The sequence below is a fragment of the Streptomyces sp. NPDC050315 genome (genome assembly GCF_040655775.1).
GTDB lineage: Bacteria > Actinomycetota > Actinomycetes > Streptomycetales > Streptomycetaceae > Streptomyces.
The window spans coordinates 445,537-463,991 of sequence record NZ_JBFAKN010000003.1 but is presented as its reverse complement, the minus strand read 5'-3'; the positions used below and the strand labels follow the sequence as shown (position 1 = coordinate 463,991).

The following is an 18,455-nucleotide window of genomic DNA, read 5'->3' as shown; positions in this document are numbered from 1 at the left end:
GCCCGGTACCTCGTCAGCCCAGTACCTCGTCGGCCGTGGCCCGGAAGCGCTCGGCCGTCGCGGCGATCTCGTCCGGGCCGCTGAACACGGTGACGCCCACGCCGGCGCCCAGGTAGCTGTCCGACAGGCCCACGGTGAGGGCCACGGCGCGGCCCAGGACGTCGTCGGTACGGGGCAGGGCGCCGGGGCGGAAGTCCTGGCGCCGCCAGGCCGGTTCCGGGCGCCGGGACGGGCAGGAAACGGTGTCACCGGCGGCCAGGGCACGCACCTCCGGCAGCCCGCCGTAGTAGTGCTTGGGCGAGTGCAGCAGCGTCTTCGTGCCCAGCCGCTTCGCCACGGCCTCGGCCGCGGCGCGCTCCTCGAAGAGATGCACCAGGACGGTCGCGCAGTCCCCCGCGGGATCGTGCGACGGACGGCGGACGACGCCGTCCCGGGCGGGAATGAGGGCGGCCAGCGCGTCCCGCTGCGCCCGGGTGCGGGCGAGGACGGTGTCCAGCCGGGCCAGCTGGGCGCGGGCCACCGCCGCCGTCAGCTCGGTCATCCGCAGATTCAGGCCCAGCATCCGGTCGCCGGGCCCCTCCTCCGCGCGGTACGGGAACCAGCCGTGGTCGTGGAAGCCGTAAGCGCGCTGGAAGGTGCGCTCGTCGGCGGCCAGCAGGAACCCGCCGTCGCAGGCCGTGACCACCTTGAACATATTGAGCGAGAACGCACCGGCCCGGCCGAAACCGCCCAGCGGCCGGCCGCGGTACGTCCCGCCGCACGCCTGCGCCGCGTCCTCCAGCACCAGCAGCCCGTGCTCCTCCGCGATCTCCAGCAGCGCCGCCATGTCGCAGGGCGCGCCGAGCATATGGATCGGCATCAGCGCCTTCGTACGCGGTGTGATCCGGGCCCGTACGTCGGCCGGATCCAGCGTCAGCGTCTCGTCGACCTCCGCCACCACGGGCGTCGCCCCGCAGTGCACGATGGCGGCGACCGAGGCGACGTACAGATACCCGGGGACGATGACCTCGTCGCCCGGGCCGATGCCCACCGCCGCCAGCGCCGTGAGCAGCGCCGACGTGCCGCTGTTGACGGACAGGCAGTACGGGCTCGCCAGGCGGCGCGCGGCTTCCTCCTCGAACAGCCGGGTCTGCGTGAGGTCTCCGAGGGGGTAGGAGTGCGCCGCGGTGGTGCGGGACCAGGTGTTCAGTACCTGCTGGACGTTGTCGCGTTCCTCGTCCCCGAAGAAGGCATAGCCGGGACCGGGCATGGCGGGCTCCTCAGATGGTCCTCAGTTGGTTCTCAGGTGGTTCTCGGTTGGGTGGAGTTCAGAAGACGACGGGGCAGTACGGTGCCGGGTCGTGCCGGAAGGCGGCAGCGGCGGCACGCACCGCGCCGGGGCGCAGCTCCGCCACCCGGCCGGCCCGCGCGAGCTGCACCAGAGAGCTGCCGCCGAGCAGTACGGCCCCCAACTCCCTTGCCGTGAGGGCCAGATCGGCCTGCGCGCGGGTCCGTGCGCAGTCGGCTCCCGTGGTGCCCGTGATGAGCCGCCACCGGCCCTCGTTCCACGGGCACAGCGGATCCGCCACCTCCAGGACGACCTCCGTCTCGGTGGCGTAGCCACGTCCGGAGAGCGCGCGGTCGACGTCGACGGCCCGTGCGTAGAGCTGGTCGCGCACGGTCGGCGCCGCGCTGCGCGGGTCGGCGAGCAGGGCCAGTACCGGGTCGTCGACCGGGCGGGCGTTGGCGGTGACCGTGCCGCTGAGATCGACGTCCAGCAGCGCCCGCCACAGGAAGGCGTAAGCCGCCGGGTCGCAGGCGCTCAACTCCTGTACGGAGACGGTGAATCGGGGATAGGAGTGGGTCCAGCCGGCGGTGAGCCGGTAGAGGGCGTAGCCGCGTACGCCCGCGCCGTCCGTCGCGAGCATGCACAGCAGGCGTCCGGCGCCGTGCCGGTCGGCGGGCGGGTCGGCGAGGGCGCGGCGCAGCCAGGCGCCCTCACGGCGCAGCATCCCGGGGCGCTCGGCCACGCAGGCGCGGCAGACCGCGGCGATGGCCGCCTCCGCCTCGGCGGGCGAGGTGACCTCCAGCGTGAGCGGCGGGCCGTCCTCCGCCGGGCCCTCGGTGAGCGCACGGGCCTCCACCGGGATGGCGAGGGAGACGGCCTGGCTGGCGGCGCCGAAGCCGAAGCGGCCGTAGAGGGCCGGCTCGGTGGAGTTCAGGACCGCGACCGGCTCGGCGCGCGTGGTGTGCAGGTCGGCGAGGACCCGCACGATCATGTCGCGCATCAGGCCGCGCCGGCGGTGCGCGGGGGAGACGGCCACATAGCCGATGCCGAAGACGGGGCGCGGGCCGGTGCCGGGCAGCGTCATGTCCAGGGAGTAGCCGGCCAGCGTGGCACAGGGCCGGCCCGCTGCGCACGCGAGGAGCGAGCGCTTGGGCTCCAGCAACTCGGCGACGGTCGCGCGGTGTTCCGGTGAATGGTCGTAGCCGCCGTAGGCGAGTCCGACCACCTCGGTGAAATCGGACCAGTCGTCGGGAGCACGGAACTCGTAATCCAGTGAGAACGATGAGGAGGAATGCATGGGACACCTCCGACCGATTCCGGCTGATGCCCAAATGGGCAGCACATCAGGCAGCGCATTCAGTACATGGATTCAGCCGACGCATACAGCGGCAGAAATGACCGTCGCGAGGCCCGGATCGCGATCTCCTCATGCGCCGATGAATCGAGTCGGGGCCGCCAGAGGCTGTCCTCCACACTCTTGAGACGGCCCCGAACTGTCAACCCCCGCAGCCGCCCGGGGTTCGGCGGGCCGCCCGCCCGTCGTCGCCGGTCAACGCCCTTTCCGGCCATCCCGCGAAGGCCCGGAACCGCGCGTTTCGTACCGGCCATTCTCGCCGGAACCGCCGCGACCGCCCCGGGAATTCCCGCAGACTCTGCCCAACAGCCGATACGGGCGCAGCAGTCGATACGCATCGGCTGATATGGACATGACCTGATGGCCATGACGTGACGGGAGCCGATATGACCAACGGCAAGCTCGTTTCCGGCAGGACGGCACCCGGCGAGGGCTGGGTCGCCTACCCCGACCGCAACGGTGACGGGGTGTACCTCGACATCGACACCTCGGAGGGGAAATTCTCCCGCACCCCCGCGTATATCGCGGCCCTCACCGGTGACGACCGGATGTGGATGACCACCGGCGGCAACACCGTCTATGCCGCCACTCCGACCGGTTTCCGCATTTATGTGCGGCGCGTGGACCGGCAGCCGATCGACCCCGAGTACGCCGCCAAGAACGGCTGGCACATCGCCTGGATCGCGGCCGAGGTCTGAGCCGCGAGTGCCGCGTCTCACGAGCGGCCGTCGGTCGCGGGGTAGCCCGGCCGGGTGGGGCGGGACCCGCGCAGCTCTCCGGCGGCCGCTCGGTCCACGGCTACGGCAGGGCCGGCGGATACGCTCGGCGGCGCCGTGCAACGACGAGCCGAGGACGCCATGACCGACAGACCGACCTTTGCCTACGTCACCTACATCGAGAGCACGCCGGAGAAGGTCTGGTACGCGCTGACCGACCCGGGGCTGACCGCGACGTACTGGGGGCACAGCAACGTCTCCGACTGGGAGACCGGGTCTCCCTGGGAGCATCAGCGGACGGACGGCTCCGGTATCGCCGATGTCGTCGGGCTGGTCGTCGAGAGCGTTCCGCCGCGGCGGCTGGTGACCACGTGGGCCGAGCCGGGCGAGGAGCCGCCCGGTGGCCCGTCCAAGGTGACCTTCGAGATCGAGGCGTACGGCGGCATCGTCCGGCTCACCGTGACCCACGAGAACCTGGCCGACGAAACCGAGCGCGCGGCCGCGGCCGGCGGCTGGGCGGCGGTCCTGTCCAACCTCAAGACCCTCCTGGAGACCGGCAGTCCGCTGTCCGAAGAGCCCTGGCACATGCCCACCTCCTGACCCCCGGTCCTCCTCTTACCGGTCGTCTGTAATGATTGGGTAAAGGCAAAGACCAGGTAAAGGAGATCGCGCCGGGTCCGCGGCACAGCGCTCCCGGCGCGGTATCCAGGGAGGACACGATGGGGACGCGACGCACTTCGCTGCCGGGCGTCGGCACGCGGTACGACTTCACGACGCACGCCGGACAGCACCTCTCCGTGGTGGTGCACCACGACGGACGCCGCTTCATCGGCTTCTACGCCGCCGATGACCCCGATACCTGCCAGTCCTCGGTCCCCTTGGAACGGGAGGAGGCGACGGCCCTCGCGCACCTCATCGATCCGGCGCCGCTGGACGCCGTCCGCACCGACGGCATCGACCTGGTCACCGAGCACATCCAGATAGGCAGCCGCTCCCCGTACGGCGGCCGGCTGCTGGGCGACACCGGGGCCCGTACCCGTACCGGCGCGTCCATCGTCGCGGTGCTGCGCCGTACGAGCGCGCACCCGTCACCGGGCCCCGATTTCCGTTTCGCCATCGGCGACACTCTCGTCGCGGTCGGCACCCGTGAGGGCGTCGACGCCCTCGCCGCGATCATCGCCGGAGGCTGACCATGCACGAGACCACCGCACTGCTCGTGGAGTTCGGCGCCGTCATCCTCGCCCTCGGCCTCCTCGGGCGGCTGGCCGGCCGGGTCGGCCTCTCGCCCATACCCCTGTACCTCCTCGCCGGGCTCGCCTTCGGGCACGGCGGGCTGCTGCCGCTCAACGCCAGCGAGGAGTTCGTCGGCGTCGGCGCCGAGATCGGCGTCATCCTGCTGCTGCTCCTGCTCGGCCTCGAATACAGCGCCTCCGAGCTGGTCACGAGCCTCAAGACGCAATACCCGTCCGGCGCCGTCGACTTCCTGCTGAACGCGATACCGGGCGCGGTCGCCGCGCTGCTGCTGGGCTGGGGCCCGGTCGCCGCCGTCGCGCTGGCCGGCGTCACCTGGATCTCCTCCTCCGGCGTCATCGCCAAGGTCCTCACCGACCTCGGCCGGCTCGGCAACCGCGAGACCCCCGTCATCCTCGGCGTCCTCGTCCTCGAAGACCTCTCCATGGCGGTCTACCTGCCGCTGCTGACCGCGCTGCTGGCCGGCGTCGGACTCGCGGGCGGCAGCGTCACCCTGCTCATCGCGCTCGGCGCCGTGGGCATCGTCCTCTACCTCGCGCTCCGGCACGGCCGCCTGATCAGCCGCTGGGTGTCGTCCGACAACCCGGAGATGCTGCTCCTCGTCGTCCTCGGGCTGACCGTGCTCGTCGCGGGCATCGCGCAGGAGCTCCAGGTCTCCGCGGCGGTCGGCGCGTTCCTCGTCGGCATCTCGCTGTCCGGCGAGGTCGCGGAGGGCGCGCGCAAGCTCCTCATGCCGCTGCGCGACCTCTTCGCCGCGATCTTCTTCGTCTTCTTCGGCCTGTCCACCGACCCGACCGCCATCCCGCCGGTACTGCTCCCGGCGCTGCTGCTCGCCGTCGTCACCACCGTGACCAAGGTCCTGACGGGCTGGTACGCGGCCCGGCGCGCCGGCATCGGGCCCAACGGGCGGCTGCGCGCGGGCGGCACGCTCGTGGCACGCGGCGAGTTCTCCATCGTCATCGCCGGGCTCACCACGGCCGTCGAGCCGCGGATCGGCCCGATCGCCACCGCGTACGTACTGATCATGGTCATCCTCGGGCCGCTGACCGCACGCTGGACGGCACCGGTGGTCAACCGCGCGCGGACCGGCCTGCTGCCGCTCTTCGGCATCACCTCCAGAAAGCCCGCGGAGCCCGCCCCGTCCGAAACGCCCGCCGCTGCCGAAGAAACGCCCGCCGCCGAAGAAGCCGCTGAAGAAGCTCCCGAGCCCCCCGCGCCCCGCGAGGACGCGCATGCCCTGCCGCCACACGGGTAACCGAAGCGTCGTACAGACCAACTCCAGCAGGTCCACCTGAAGCGAGGGGTCTTCATGGCGCGGTCAGTGCGACGCGGTAAAGCCGGAAAGCGTGGCGGCGGGGCACCGCTCCCGCCGCCCGTCCGGGCGTTGGTGATGCTGCTGGCGTTCGCCGTCATGGTGGCGTTCGGCGCCGTACTGGCACAGCTGACCCTCCAGCCGTCGGTGGCCTCCGAAGCACTCACACACACCAACCTGCGGCCCGGCGACACCTTGCGCAACTACCTCGCCCAGCCCGCGTTCGTCGACACCGTCAAGCAGCTCGGCGGGAACATCGTGCTCGGTGTGCCCTTCGGGCTGCTGCTGCCGGTCGTGGCGCCCCGGGCACGCGGGCTGCTGCGGGTGGTCGTGGTGACCGCACTGGTCATGCTGCTGGTCGAGCTGGTGCAGGGCGCCCTGGTCACGGGCCGCGCCTTCGACATCGACGACGTCATCCTCAACACCACGGGCGCGCTGCTCGGTTACGTCCTGCTGGGCCGCCGCCTCGGCCGCGCCGTCCACCCCAGGCGCCGCCACTGGTGGCAGCGGCTCGCCCGTACCACGTAAGACTCAGCCCCCGGCGAGCAGCCGCCCCGCACCCGGTACGACGGGATCCAGGCCCAGTTCGGTGAGGATGCGGTACGTGGTGGCGGTGGCCGCGGAGAGCACCGGCAGCCCCGCCTCGTCCTCGACCGGCTGGATCGCCGGCAGCGACGGCATCTGCACACACGCGGAGAGGACCAGCGCATCGGCCCGGCCGAGGTCCAGCTTCCGCCAGTGGTCGCGCAGGTCCGCCGGGTCGAGCCGGGCGACCGCGAGATTGTCGGGGACCTCCAGGCTCAGCGCGTCCACCACCTCCACGCCCGCGTCCTCGATGTAGTCGACGACCAGCCGGGTCAGGTCCTTCATGTACGGCGTGAGGATCGCGACCCGGCGGGCGCCCAGCGCCGCGATGCCGTCGAGCAGCGCACCGGCGCTGGAGACCACCGGCGCCTGCGCGCCCTGGCCGCGCAGCGCCTTCGTGATCTCCGCCTCGGCCGTGCAGTGGTGGCCCGGGCCCTGCGCCATGATCGCCACCAGGCAGGCGGTGACGACGACATCGGGGCGGGCGTCGGCGAGTTCCAGCGCGGCCCGCTCGGTCTGCGCGTTCATGCCGCGCAGCTGCTCGGGCGTGACGTGTTGCATCCGCATCCGGCTGCTGTGGAAGACGAAGCGGTCGCCCGGCCGCGCCCGCTCCCGGTCCCGCAGCATGCGCGGCAGCTCGGTCTCCATCGTCAGGTTGGAGCTCGGCACGATCATGCCGATGTGGTGGTCCGTCACGGGTCTCTCCTCGCGGTGGTGCGTATCGGTCACCCGTGCCGGACGGGTGCGGTCAGGACTCCCTGGCCAGGCCCTCCCAGTGGTCGGCCATGGAGGTGAGCAGGTGCATGAGGTCCGCGCGCTGCTCGGCGTCGTACGGCTCAAGAAGCCGTTCGTCCAGGGCGCGCGCCCGGTCATTGGCGTCGCGGAGGGTCCGCTCGCCCTCCTCGGTCAGATAGAGCAGCTTGCGGCGGCCGTCCTCGGCGGCGGTGCGGCGGACGATCAGGCCGCGGTTCTCCAGCCGCCGGGCCACGTCCGCCATCGTCGAGGTGTCCAGGGCCACGGCCGAGGCCATCGATCTCTGGTCGCGGCCCGGCGCCGCGTCCACGGCGGTCAGCACCGCGAACTGCGGCCCGGTGAGCGTGGGGTCCACGGCCCGCACCCAGACCGCGAGATACGCCTGATAGAGACGGCGTACCTGGTAGCCGGGCGCGGCGGTGAGGGCCGTGGGGACCTGGGGGATCTCGGACGAAGGTGCTACGGAAGCGGTGTCGTCAGCCATGGGCCAACTCAATCACGCCGCAATTCCCGGGCTCGACGCCGTCACCGCAGCATGGTGGTGAGTGCCGAGCGCAGGGCCGCGAGCGCCGCCGGCGGGTTGTCCCAGAAGATCATGTGGCCGGCGTCCGGGATCTCGGCGAAGGCGGCGGAGGGCAGCGCGGCGGCGGCCTCGGCGGCCCCCTCGGCCGTGACCACCGGACTGTCGGCCCCGTACAGCAGCGCCGTCGGCCCCGGCACGGACGGCCACCAGTCGAAGAAGTCCTCCGTCTCGAAGCCGCGGTGCGTGGCCACGATCGCCTCCCGCTCGCAGCTGCTCAGCCAGCGGGCCCGCAACTCCTGCTCCCGGCGCGGCCAGCGCGGCCAGGAGGCGGCCACCTCGTCGGCGTCGGTGCCGCGCACGGCCTGTGCGAGCTGCCCGAGGAACGCGTCCAGGGGTGTGGGATACGGCCCCCGGCCGGGCCCGCTCATCGGCGGATCGGCGAGCACCGTGCCACCGAGCGGCACCTTGCCGCGTACCGCGGTGACCGCCGCGATCCGCGCGCCCATCGAATGCCCGAAGAGCACCGGCCGCTCCAGCCCGAGCCCGGTGACCACGGCCTCGGTGTCCTCCGCGTACTCCTCCAGGGTGTACCGCCCGCCGCCGTCCGACAGTCCGCGCCCGCGGACATCGACCACCAACGGCCGTACCAGATCGGTGAGTTCGCGTGCGACGAAGTCCATGGTGACGGCCGGGCTGGTGATCCCGGGCAGGATCACCACGGGCACGCCGGGACCGCCGTAGTCGAGTACGTGCAGCCGGGCGGCGCCGGAGCGTACCCAACGGCTGGTGGCGGGGATGTCGGCGAGGTCGACCGACGCGGCCTGGCCGACCGACCGCCGATCCTGGTCCTGCTGCGCCATGGGGAGTTCCTTGAGGTAGTCGACCGCTTCGGCGAGCCCGATGACATCGCCGTACTTCGCCTGGATGTCGAAGAGGTTGGCCTCGTGCGGCCCGGGCGCGCGGTCGCCCACGCACTCGCGCGGCACGAGGACCGGGAAGCCGGACTGCACCGCGTCCACGGCGGTGGCACGTACGCAGCCACTCGTCGTCGCGCCGCAGATCAGTACCGTGTCGCAGCCCAGGCCGGTCAGCGTCGCGGCGAGCGCGGTGCCGAAAAACGCCGATGCACCCTTCTTCACGATGAGGTGGTCCTCGGGGCGGCGCGGCAGCCGGGGATCGATCGCGACCGCCTCGCTGCCTTCGAGCAGGGCGCGCATGCCCTGTGCCTTCTGCAGCCAGGTGACACTGTCCCCGGTCGCTTCGGCGGGGGAGTACGCGATGGCGGTGAACACGACCGGAACCCCGGCGGCCCGCCCTGCCTCGATCAACTCCCGTGTAGCGCCGACTACTTCGGTCAGATCGGCACCGGACGGGAAGGCGTCCTCCGTGAAGCCGCGGGTGAGGTCGACGACCACGATCGCGGGGCGGCTGCCACGGCGTACGGGGGCGCCGAAGCCGGCCCGGTCGTACGTTGCGTCGGTGGCCGTTCCGTACTGGCTCGCGCTCATCCCCGCCGCACCGCCTTCAGCTCGCGGCGCAGCCCGGCCATCCGGCCGAGCAGCCAGCCCTCGAACAGCCCGAAGGCGAAGGCGGCGGCCACCGGGCCGTACTTGGCCACTGCCGGGCCCGCGAGCATCGAGAGGCCGTCCAGCTCGGGGGCTGCCGGAGCCACCTGAACGGCCCGCGCCGGTGCGGCCTGGGGCGCCTGGGCACCCGCGGCAGTCGGCACCGGCGACGGACCCGCAGGCACCCGCTCCTGATCCAGCAGACTCCCCAGATTCTGCGCGAACTGCTGCAGGATCCGGTCCGAGACCGCGCCGATCGCACCCTTCCCGAACTGCGCGATCTTGCCGCGGATCACCAGGTCCGTGTCCAACCGCAGCAGCGCGCCCTCCGGTGCCTCCGCCACCACCAGCGTGACCTCGGCCTCGGCGTCACCGCTGCCGTGCGTGTCGGCGCCGCGCGCCTGCACCCGCAGCCGCCGCTCCCCGGCATCGGCCTCCAGGAACCGTACGGTCCCCGCGTACGCCGCCGTGATCGGGCCGACCTTGACCGTCACCCTGCCCTGCCAGGCGTCCCCGTCCTGCCCGCCGAGCGCCGCCCCCGGCATGCAGGACGCGACCCGCTCGACATCGTTGAGCAGCGCGAACACCTGGTCCGGCGGGGCCTTCACCGGCACCGTGTTGGTGAGCAGCATCAGTTCTCCTTCCCGGCGCGCCGGCGGGCCGCCGCACAGCTGTCGATGGCCTCGACGATGGTCTGGTAGCCGGTGCACCGGCACAGGTTGGCCGCGACCACCTCGCGGATCTCCTCCTTGGACGCGTCCGGCCGCTCGGCGAGGAACCCCTCCGCGAGCATCAGGAAGCCGGGTGTGCAGAAGCCGCACTGCAGCCCGTGGTGGTCGCTGAACGCCCGTTGCAAATCGCTGAGTTCGCACTCGCCGGTGCCCTGTGAAAGCGACTCGACGGTACGGATACGGGCCCCCTCCGCCTGCGCCGCGAACATCAGGCACGCGCGCACCGGCCGGTCGTCGACCAGTACCGTGCAGGCACCGCAGATGCCGTGCTCGCAGCCGACGTGCGTGCCGGTCAGCCGCAGGTCGTGGCGGAGCACATCGACGAGGGTACGGCGGGACTCGGCGAGTACTTCGTGCTCCTCGCCGTTGACATCCAGCACCATCAATTGCAGGTCGGTCGTCGCATCGGTCATCGGGCGCGCTCCAGGGTCCGCTGTCGCCGCAGTGCGTTGTGTACTGCCTCCGGCGTGATCGGGGTGTGGTTCAGCTCGACGCCGGTGGTGCGCAGGGCGTCGTTGACGGCGTTCAGTACGGCGGCCGGCGCGCCGATCGTGCCGCCCTCGCCGGCGCCCTTCGCGCCGGTCTCGGTGAACGCGCACGGCGTCTCCAGATGGTGGATGGCCACATCGGGGATCTCGTGCGCGGTGGGCACCTTGTAGTCCATGAAGCCGGTCGCGGACGGCTCGCCCTGCGCGTCGTACGTCACCTGCTCGAAGAGCGCGCCCGCGATGCCCTGCGCGATGCCGCCCCGGCACTGCCCCTCCACCACTTGCGGATTGATGGCCACGCCGCAGTCCTCGACGCAGACGTACCGCAGGATCTCCACCTGCCCGGTGCCTTCGTGGAGCTCCACCACGCAGGCGTGGGTGGCGTTGGAGAACGTGCCGTCGTTGAACACGTCGAACGCGGCGGTGCCGGTCAGCCCCGGCGCGATGTCCTTCGGCAGCAGATGTGCCTTGAGGTACGCGATCTCGGCCAACTGCTCGTAGGAGAGGACGACTTGATGGTCGTCGCGGCGGCGTACCAGCCCCTCGTCGCACTCCGTCTCCTCCGGCGCGACACCCCAGCGGGCCGCGGCGATCCGGCGGAGCTTCTTGCCCAGCTCGGCGGCGGCCAGCCGGACCGCGCTGCCGCCCACCGTGATGGACCGGCTGGCGAAGGTGCCCCAGCCGTAGGTGATCCGGTCGGTGTCGCCCTGGTGCAGCTTCACCTTGGCGAGCGGCAGTCCCAGCTCGTCGGCGACGATCTGCGCCATCGTCGTCTCATGGCTCTGGCCGTGGCTCATCGTGCCGGTGGTGACCGTGACCGCACCGCTGGTGTCCATCCGGACCTCGGAGAGATCGAAGCCGGGGACCACCTCCATCTTGCGCTGCGCGAAGGCGGTCGAGCCGTAGCCGGTGCGCTCGCTGAAGCAGGAGTAGCCGATGCCGAGGTGGCGCCCCTCCGCCGCGGCCGCCGCCTGCTTCTCGTACCAGCCCTCCGCCCGCACGGTCCGCTCGCAGAGGTCCAGCGCCTCCCGGTAGGAGCCCGGGTCGTAGGTGATGCCGTTGACGCCCGTGTAGGGGAAGTCGGTGATGACGTTGCGGCGGCGGATCTCGACCGGGTCCAGGCCCAGTTCGCGCGCGGCCCGCTCGAAGAGCCGTTCGACGACCATTACGTACTGCGGACGGCTCACGCCCCGGTACGGGGCCGTGGGCGCCTTGTTGGTGGTGATCGCCCGGCCGCGTACCCGGTAGGCGGGCACCTTGTACACCCCGGGCATCTCGGCGGACGCCATCAGCGGCTCGATGCCCGCGGTGAAGGGGTAGCAGGAGTACGCGCCCATGTCGCACACCACCTCCGCGTCCAGCCCGAGGATGCGGCCCTCGGCGTCGAACGCGGCCCGTACGTCGTAGTGCTGCTCGCGGGCGAGGAACGACGCGGTCAGTGCGTCCTTGCGGTCCTCGATCCACTTGACCGGGCGGCGCAGCCGCAGTGCTGCCGCGGCGGCCGCGATTTCCTCCCGGCCGACGACGCACTTCAGGCCGAAGCCGCCGCCCATGTCCGGCACCCGCACCCGTACGGCTCGCTCGTCCAGCCCCAGGCAGCGCGCGGCGACCGTGCGCACCTGGTGCGGGACCTGCGTACAGGTCTCCAGTACGAGTTGTTCCTCGCGGTCGTCCCAGTGCGCCACCGTGCCGCGGGTCTCCAGCGGCAGTGCGTTCTGCCGCCCGGTCCTGCTGTCCACGTGGACCACGCACGGTGCATCCGCGAAGACCGCGTCGATGCCCTCCGAGGCGAAGAGGGAGACATCGACGAGGGTGTTGTGCGGCGCTTCGTCGTGGAGGAGTGGCGCACCGTCAGCGAGCGCCTCGTTCTCGCAGGTCACCGGGGGGAGGGGCGCGTAGCTGACGCGGGCCGCCTCCAGGCCGTCCTCGGCGGCGTACGCGTCCCGGGCCACCACGATCGCCAGCGGCTCGCCGACGTACCGGACCCGGTCCCGCGCCAGTACCGGCATGGCCGTGGGCACGAACTCGGTGAGCGGGCGGTCCAGCAGGGCCGTGATGTCACCGAGGCTCAGGTCCTCGGCGGTGAACGCCGCGACCACGCCCGGGACTTGACGTACCGCGCTCAGGTCGACGCCCGTCACCTCGGCGTGTGCGACGGTGCTGCGGACGAACTGCGCGTGCAGCATGCCCGGCAGTGCGATGTCGTCGACGAACCGGCCGCGGCCGGTGAGCAGCCGCGGGTCTTCGCGGCGGGTGACCGACCGGCCGACCAGCCGGTCCTCCGTACTACGGGGTGTCACGGTGTCATCGCCTCCTCGCAGGCGCGCTGGACAAGGGTGCGGATGAGGTGCCGGCGGTACTCCGGGCTGCCGTTGGCATCGCCCGGCGGATCGCTCGCATCGGCCGCGGCGGCCGCGCTCTCGGCGAAGGTGCCCCCGCCGGCCAGCACGGCTTCCGCCTCGGGAACCCGTACCGGCGCCGGTGCCACGCCGCCCAGCGCGATCCGCCCGCCGCGTACCGTGCCGTCCTCGGCATCGAGGTCCACGGCGGCCGCCACGGTCGCGAAGTCCCCCTGGCGCTCGGCGAATTCGGTGAGCGCGGCGTGCGGCGCGGGTCGCGGGAAGACGATCTCGACGAGGAGTTCGCCGGGGTCCAGCGCGGTCGTGTAGTACCCGAAGAAGAAGTCCTCGGCGCGGATCCGGCGGCGGCCGTGCGGCCCCTCGGCCACCAGCTCGGCGCCGAGCGCGACGGCCAGCAGGCACCACTCGGCGGTGGCGTCGGCGTGCGCGAGGCTGCCGCCGACCGTGCCGCGGGTGCGGATCGGCAGATGGCCGATCCAGCGCATGGCCCGGCGCAGCACGCCGAACCCCGGCTCCAGGACGTCCGACGGCGCTGTTTCCACGGTGTGGTGCGTGGTCAGCGCCCCGATGTGCAGACCGCCGTCCTCGTCCCTGTGCAGGTGGTCGAGGGCGCGCAGACCGCCGATGTCGACCAGGTGGGCCGGCCGGGCCAGCCGGTAGTTCATCATCGCGACGAGGCTCTGGCCACCTGCGATGACCTTCGCTTCGGCACCGAGCTCGGCCAGCAGCCGGGTGGCGTCCGCGGCGCTGCGCGCCCGGTGGTAGCGGAAGGGGGCGGGTTTCATGGTCCTCCTCTCGGTGAGCGGCGGGCTAGCTCGCGGTCTGCTCTATCGGAGGCGAATCGACCGGCGCGTCCAGCACCGTGCCCTTCGTCTCGGGCGCCGCGACCGCCATCCAGCCGACCGCGAGCAGTACCGCCAGGGCGAGTACCGTGAACGTCAGCGGCAGCCCGAGCACCGGCCACAGCACCGAGCCGAACAGCATCGGCGCGAATCCCGTGAGCACCCGGCTGACGGACGAGGCCCAGCCGAAGCCGCTGGCCCGCAGCCGCGTCGGGTACAGCTCGGCGACGTACGCGTACATCGCGGGGATGGTCAGCTGCATCAGGAAGCCGAAGACGGCGATGGCCACGACCGAGCCGGTGGGCATCTTCAGCACCAGCGCGAAGGCCACCAGCGCCAGGGACGCGACCGGCGCGGAGACACCGATCAGCCACTTGCGGCCGACCAGGTCCACCAGCGCGGTGGAGACCAGCACGCCCACGATGCCGACGCCGCTCATCAGCGTGGTGTTCATGAACGCCGCCGTGTCGCCGAGCCCCTGCTCCTTGAGGATCGACGGCAGCCAGCTCAGCGCCGCGTAGTAGACGAGCATGACGGTCGCGAAGAGCAGCCAGGCGGCGGAGGTGATGCGCGGGCTGAACTTCCAGAGCCCGACGAGCTGTTCGACCGCGGCCCGCGGGCCCCGCGTCCGCTCCTCGGCCACCGGCACCGGGATCACATACGGCTCGACGGGCGCGCCCGTGCGGGCCACCAGATCGTCGATGACGGCACGCGCCTCCGCCTCACGGCCCTTCCGCGAGAGGTAGACCGGAGACTCGGGCACCCCGCGGCGCACCCAGAAGAGCAGCAGCGCCGGCAGGCTCATCGTGGCGAGCATCCACCGCCAGTTGCCGTCCAGCGGCAGCATCGCCGTCGACACCAGGCCGCACAGCGTCACGCCGATCGGCCACCACGCGTCCAGCGCGGTGAGCACACGACCGCGGTACTTCCGCGGGGAGAACTCACCCACCAGCGCATAGTCCACGGGGATGCAGCCGCCGAGCCCGACGCCGGCCAGGAAGCGCAGGGCCAGAAAGACCGGGTAGGCAGGGGCGAACGCACCCAGCACCGAGAACACCGCGAAGATCAGCAGGGTGACGCTGAACGCCTTCTTGCGGCCGATGCGGTCGGCGACCGCGCCCCAGGCCACCGCGCCGACGGCCATGCCGACCAGGTTGGCGGTGGCCACCAGGCCGCGGGCGCCGAGCGAGAGGTCGAAGTGCACGCCGACCAGCGGCATCAGAAAGCCGTTGAGCGCGATGTCGTACGCGTCGAAGAGATAGCCGAGGCCGCCGATGAGGAAGATCCGGCCTTGGACGCCCCATCTCCAGGGGAGGTCCTGGACGATCTGATCGCCTGTCTTCATGGTCGCTCCAAGGGACAGCCGGGAGGGGTCAGCGGGCGAACGGGTAGGAGAAGGCGACGGCGTCGGGGTCGTGGAGCGGGGTGCCGCCCCACAGCCACTCGTAGGACAGGTCGGACTCGCCCTCGAAGCGCCGGAGCTTCTCGTCCCGGGCGCGCTGCTCCGGCCCGTCGGGGAAGTGGTAGAAGGTCTTGTTCTGCAGCGAGGCATCCTGCACCATCCCCGCGTGCTTGGCGCGCCGGGCGACGTAGCGGCGCAGCGCCGCCTCGATGTCGCCGGTGTTCACCCCGCCCAGCTCCTCCGCCAGCACCGCCGCGTCCTCCATCGCCTGCGAGGCGCCCTGTGCCTGGTACGGCAGCATGGCGTGGCAGGAGTCGCCCAGCAGCGCGACGCGGCCGTCCATCCAGACCGGGTCCCGGCGCCGGTGGTACAGCGCGAAGCAGCTGACGTCCTCCTTGGCCTTGGAGAGCATCGCGGGCACCCGGTCGTCCCACCCGGGGAACGCGTCCACGAGCTCCTGCGTGGTCGCGGCGACGGTCCACTTCTCGGCGACCTCGTCCGTGCAGGGCACGCACGCCACGATGTTGAGGAACTCCCCGCGCCGGATCATGTAGTGGACCAGATGCCGGTCCGGGCCGTACCAGATCGTGCTCTGGTACCGGTCGACCAGCCAGCGGGTGGCGGGGTCGGCCGCGATCAGGTCGCCGGGGATCAGCGCCCGGAACGCCATCTCGCCGGAGAACTCCAGCGTGTCCGCCGCGCCCATCAGGTCGCGGACCCGGCTGCGGATGCCGTCGGCGCCGATCAGTACGTCCCCGGCGTACCGGCGGCCGTCGTCGGTGACGGCCACCGGGCGCGCCGGGTCGGACCGGTCCAGCTCCGCGACCCGGCTGAAGGTGTGCACCTGTACGACCGGCCCCGGGCCCGCCGGGTCGAGGCAGGCTTCCATGATGACGCGGTGCAGATCGGCCCGGTGGTAGTGCCAGTACGGGGCGTTGTACCGGTCCTTGCAGTGCTGCCCCAGCGAGGTGAGGCCGATGATGCTGCCGTCCTGCCAGCGCCGCCTGACCTGGTCCAGCGGCTCGGTGTGGATGGCCTCCAGCTGCCGGCGCAGGCCGAGCCCGAGGAGGATCCGGCTGGCGTTGGGCGCGGTCTGGATGCCCGCCCCGACCTCGCCCAGCTGCGGCGCTGCCTCCAGGACGGTGACCCGCAGGCCCTGATGGCGCAGGGCCAGAGCGGCGGTCATGCCGCCGAGACCGCCGCCGACGACGGTGACTTCGTAGGACTGACTGGGCACCACTTCTCCTCCAGGGCGATGTCGGGGGTACGCGGACTCGGGTCCGTCAGTCGTCGCCGGTGAGCCTGCCGTCGACCACGACATCCGTACCGTCGACCGACACGGTGCAGCCGCGCATGGCGATGTCGAGGTGGGCGTAGGACTCGCGGCCCAGTACCGGATGCGGTCCGGTGGACCACAGGAAGTTGCCGGCGAAGGCGCGGGCGTCCATGCCCATCAGCTCGTCCTTGCCGTACATGGCGGTCGCGAACCAGTCCGCCGTACGCATCAGACCCCAGCCCATGTGGGAGAGGCTGCGGCCCCACTTGTCGTCCGCGTCCTCGAAGAAGGTGTTCAGCAGCTTCGCCTCGGCGCCGCCGCTCACCTTCTCGATGTGTCCCGCGGCGATCTCCAGGGTGACCGGCTCCCGTACGTACTCCTTGAACGGCAGCAGGATGTCGCCCTCGCCGAGCATGATCCGCCCGTCGGAGATCTCCGGCCAGCACAGCACCATCGTGCTGGGCCAGTGGTCCCAGCGCCCCGGATCGTCCGCGAAGCCGCACTGGAACTCCGGCTTCGACCCGCTCAGCTGCACGGTCAGGTCGGTCCCCGCGTCGGAGGTGACCCGCATGACCGACGACCGCCTGAGCAGCTCGACGCCTTCCAGTACGGCCACCTTGTCCGCCTCCTGGGGAAGGTTTCGAATGAGGACGTCGGGGGCGTCGCAGACGAAGATGATGCGCGTGCCGGCCTTGAGGATCTCCTGCTGCACGGGCGCGTGGATGAACCCCTCGCGGGTCAGGTCGACGACCAGGTCGGCGGATTTCAGCAGGTCCTGGGCGGTGGTGTCGTTCAGTACGGAGGTGAGCCCCGGACCCGCGCCGGTGTGCGTGCTGGGCATGGGGGCCGGGGTGCCGCCGGGCACGGTGGCGGCGATGACATGGGCGCCGCACGCCTTGGCGGCGCCGAAGGCGGCCGCCACGTAGTCGCCGCGGCTGCCCGGCTCGGCGAGGACGACGACGTGCTCGTCGCTGCGGAGCTTGCACAGGCGCAGTTCGCGGGTGAAGGCGTCGAGCAGGTCGACGGAGGAAAGATCGAACACGGGTCCTCCAAGGACGTACGGGGGAACGTACGGGACATTGGGCTCGCTCGGGAGCCCGTGGAGTGCGCGTCGTGCGGGGGCGGGCACGTGTCTGCGCAACCGTGCGCAGACATGCGTGATGAGCCCGCCGAACATGCTCTGATCATGCTCTGATCTGCGGTGACGCGCCGCTCGACGCGTCCCGATGGAGATAATCCGAACACGTACGATCTCGCCTTGGCAAGGGGTGCGGCGCGAGTTCACCCGGATCTTTCGCGCGGGAACGCGGTGGAAACACGGCGGGGCGGGCGGCGTCCCTTGGTGGACTGGGTGGCTTCCCTCGGCGAGGCGGGCGGCTTCCCTTGGCGGGGCGGGTGGCCGCGAAGTACGATGAGTCTCGTACATTCGTTCCGCCCGGCCCTCGTGTGCCGACCGACAGGAGCCGTCATGCCGCCCGCCGCCACGTCCACGCCCTCCGGGGGCGGCCCCCGCGCGCTGGATCACCCGAGCCACGACGCCATCCGACTGGAGGACGTACTGCACGCGCTCGCCGACCCCGTCCGCCTCGGCATCGTGCTGGTGCTGGACGAGGCCGAAGGGGAGTGCTCCTGCTCGGTCTTCGACGCACCCGTCAGCAAGTCGACGCTCACCCACCACTTCCGGGTGCTGCGCGAACACGGCGTGATCACCCAGGCGTACCGCGGCACGGCCAAGATGAACGCGCTGCGCAGGGACGACCTGGAGGACCTCTTCCCGGGCCTGCTGGACACCGTCCTCACCGCGGCCCGGCGACAGGCGGCGGCCGGCCGCGGCGCGGGGGCGGGCGCGGCGGCAACGGCTGCGACCGGCGGGGCCTGATCAGCCGGGCCTGAGCGCCCTGGTGCTCCTCCCGGGCCCCCGCCGACCGGCGGGGGCGGGCGGGCCGCGATCTCGTCTTCAGGTCCCGTTCGGGCGCCCCTTACCTGCCGTAACCTCGACCGCGGGAAGCGCCGCGGGGACCGGCGGCCGG

At 72.0% G+C, this 18,455-nt stretch carries 18 protein-coding genes and 1 pseudogene; 6 read left to right on the top strand and 13 right to left on the bottom strand.

Annotated features, from left to right (window positions below; genetic code table 11):
* Positions 1–13: 13 nt before the first annotated feature.
* Both AB0I82_RS13365 and AB0I82_RS13360 read right to left on the bottom strand, forming a co-directional pair.
* Positions 14–1,249 carry a DegT/DnrJ/EryC1/StrS family aminotransferase gene (locus AB0I82_RS13365; RefSeq protein WP_363257335.1) on the bottom strand — a complete coding sequence of 412 codons (1,236 nt, stop codon included), beginning with the start codon at positions 1,247–1,249 and terminating at the stop codon, positions 14–16.
* Positions 1,250–1,307: 58 nt separating this feature from the next.
* Complete coding sequence (locus tag AB0I82_RS13360; RefSeq protein WP_363257334.1) at positions 1,308–2,564, bottom strand: GNAT family N-acetyltransferase; 1,257 nt, start codon at positions 2,562–2,564, stop codon at positions 1,308–1,310.
* A gap of 443 nt (positions 2,565–3,007) precedes the next feature.
* Here AB0I82_RS13360 and AB0I82_RS13355 point away from each other — a divergent pair, with 443 nt between their 5' ends.
* The 5 genes from AB0I82_RS13355 to AB0I82_RS13335 all read left to right on the top strand — a co-directional run bounded on the left by AB0I82_RS13355 (position 3,008) and on the right by AB0I82_RS13335 (position 6,428).
* A complete protein-coding gene (locus AB0I82_RS13355; protein WP_363257333.1) occupies positions 3,008–3,319 on the top strand; it encodes a hypothetical protein in 312 nt (103 codons plus the stop codon).
* A gap of 159 nt (positions 3,320–3,478) precedes the next feature.
* A complete protein-coding gene (locus AB0I82_RS13350) occupies positions 3,479–3,937 on the top strand; it encodes an SRPBCC family protein (RefSeq protein ID WP_363257332.1) in 459 nt (152 codons plus the stop codon).
* A 119-nt stretch (positions 3,938–4,056) separates the two neighbouring features.
* Positions 4,057–4,527, top strand: coding sequence for a TrkA C-terminal domain-containing protein (locus AB0I82_RS13345; RefSeq protein WP_030261727.1), 471 nt, complete (start codon positions 4,057–4,059; stop codon positions 4,525–4,527).
* Positions 4,528–4,529: 2 nt separating this feature from the next.
* Entirely contained in the window at positions 4,530–5,843 is a 1,314-nt protein-coding gene (locus tag AB0I82_RS13340) for a cation:proton antiporter (RefSeq protein ID WP_363257331.1), read from the top strand.
* 54 nt (positions 5,844–5,897) lie between these two features.
* Complete coding sequence (locus AB0I82_RS13335) at positions 5,898–6,428, top strand: VanZ family protein (RefSeq protein WP_363257330.1); 531 nt, start codon at positions 5,898–5,900, stop codon at positions 6,426–6,428.
* Between the two features lie 3 nt (positions 6,429–6,431).
* Here the strand turns inward: AB0I82_RS13335 and AB0I82_RS13330 are convergent, their stop codons facing one another.
* The 11 genes and pseudogenes from AB0I82_RS13330 to AB0I82_RS13280 all read right to left on the bottom strand — a co-directional run bounded on the left by AB0I82_RS13330 (position 6,432) and on the right by AB0I82_RS13280 (position 17,467).
* Complete coding sequence (locus tag AB0I82_RS13330; RefSeq protein ID WP_363257329.1) at positions 6,432–7,181, bottom strand: aspartate/glutamate racemase family protein; 750 nt, start codon at positions 7,179–7,181, stop codon at positions 6,432–6,434.
* Positions 7,182–7,233: 52 nt separating this feature from the next.
* Positions 7,234–7,722: a MarR family transcriptional regulator gene (locus AB0I82_RS13325; RefSeq protein WP_363257328.1), complete on the bottom strand. Its 489-nt coding sequence runs from the start codon at positions 7,720–7,722 to the stop codon at positions 7,234–7,236.
* 41 nt (positions 7,723–7,763) lie between these two features.
* Complete coding sequence (locus tag AB0I82_RS13320; RefSeq protein WP_363257731.1) at positions 7,764–8,621, bottom strand: alpha/beta hydrolase; 858 nt, start codon at positions 8,619–8,621, stop codon at positions 7,764–7,766.
* Between the two features lie 6 nt (positions 8,622–8,627).
* Positions 8,628–9,269: pseudogene (locus tag AB0I82_RS13315) on the bottom strand (isochorismatase family protein); the annotation flags it as partial.
* Entirely contained in the window at positions 9,266–9,958 is a 693-nt protein-coding gene (locus AB0I82_RS13310; RefSeq protein ID WP_363257327.1) for an SRPBCC family protein, read from the bottom strand. The gene AB0I82_RS13310 and the pseudogene AB0I82_RS13315, both read right to left, overlap by 4 nt.
* A complete protein-coding gene (locus AB0I82_RS13305) occupies positions 9,958–10,470 on the bottom strand; it encodes a (2Fe-2S)-binding protein (protein ID WP_363257326.1) in 513 nt (170 codons plus the stop codon). The genes AB0I82_RS13310 and AB0I82_RS13305 overlap by 1 nt, the downstream gene beginning before the upstream one ends.
* Entirely contained in the window at positions 10,467–12,845 is a 2,379-nt protein-coding gene (locus tag AB0I82_RS13300; RefSeq protein WP_363257325.1) for a xanthine dehydrogenase family protein molybdopterin-binding subunit, read from the bottom strand. Before AB0I82_RS13300 ends, AB0I82_RS13305 begins: the two co-directional genes overlap by 4 nt.
* Entirely contained in the window at positions 12,842–13,690 is an 849-nt protein-coding gene (locus AB0I82_RS13295) for a xanthine dehydrogenase family protein subunit M (protein WP_363257324.1), read from the bottom strand. Before AB0I82_RS13295 ends, AB0I82_RS13300 begins: the two co-directional genes overlap by 4 nt.
* 25 nt (positions 13,691–13,715) lie before the next feature.
* Positions 13,716–15,092: an MFS transporter gene (locus AB0I82_RS13290; RefSeq protein WP_363257323.1), complete on the bottom strand. Its 1,377-nt coding sequence runs from the start codon at positions 15,090–15,092 to the stop codon at positions 13,716–13,718.
* Between the two features lie 28 nt (positions 15,093–15,120).
* Positions 15,121–16,389, bottom strand: a complete 1,269-nt coding sequence (locus AB0I82_RS13285; protein ID WP_363257322.1) for an FAD-dependent monooxygenase — start codon at positions 16,387–16,389, stop codon at positions 15,121–15,123.
* A gap of 43 nt (positions 16,390–16,432) precedes the next feature.
* The gene (locus AB0I82_RS13280; protein WP_363257321.1) at positions 16,433–17,467 is read right to left on the bottom strand and encodes a hypothetical protein; all 1,035 of its coding nucleotides are present in this window, start codon (positions 17,465–17,467) and stop codon (positions 16,433–16,435) included.
* Between the two features lie 426 nt (positions 17,468–17,893).
* Between AB0I82_RS13280 and AB0I82_RS13275 the strand changes: the two genes are divergently transcribed.
* Positions 17,894–18,304, top strand: coding sequence for a helix-turn-helix transcriptional regulator (locus AB0I82_RS13275; protein WP_363257320.1), 411 nt, complete (start codon positions 17,894–17,896; stop codon positions 18,302–18,304).
* Positions 18,305–18,455 lie beyond the last annotated feature (151 nt).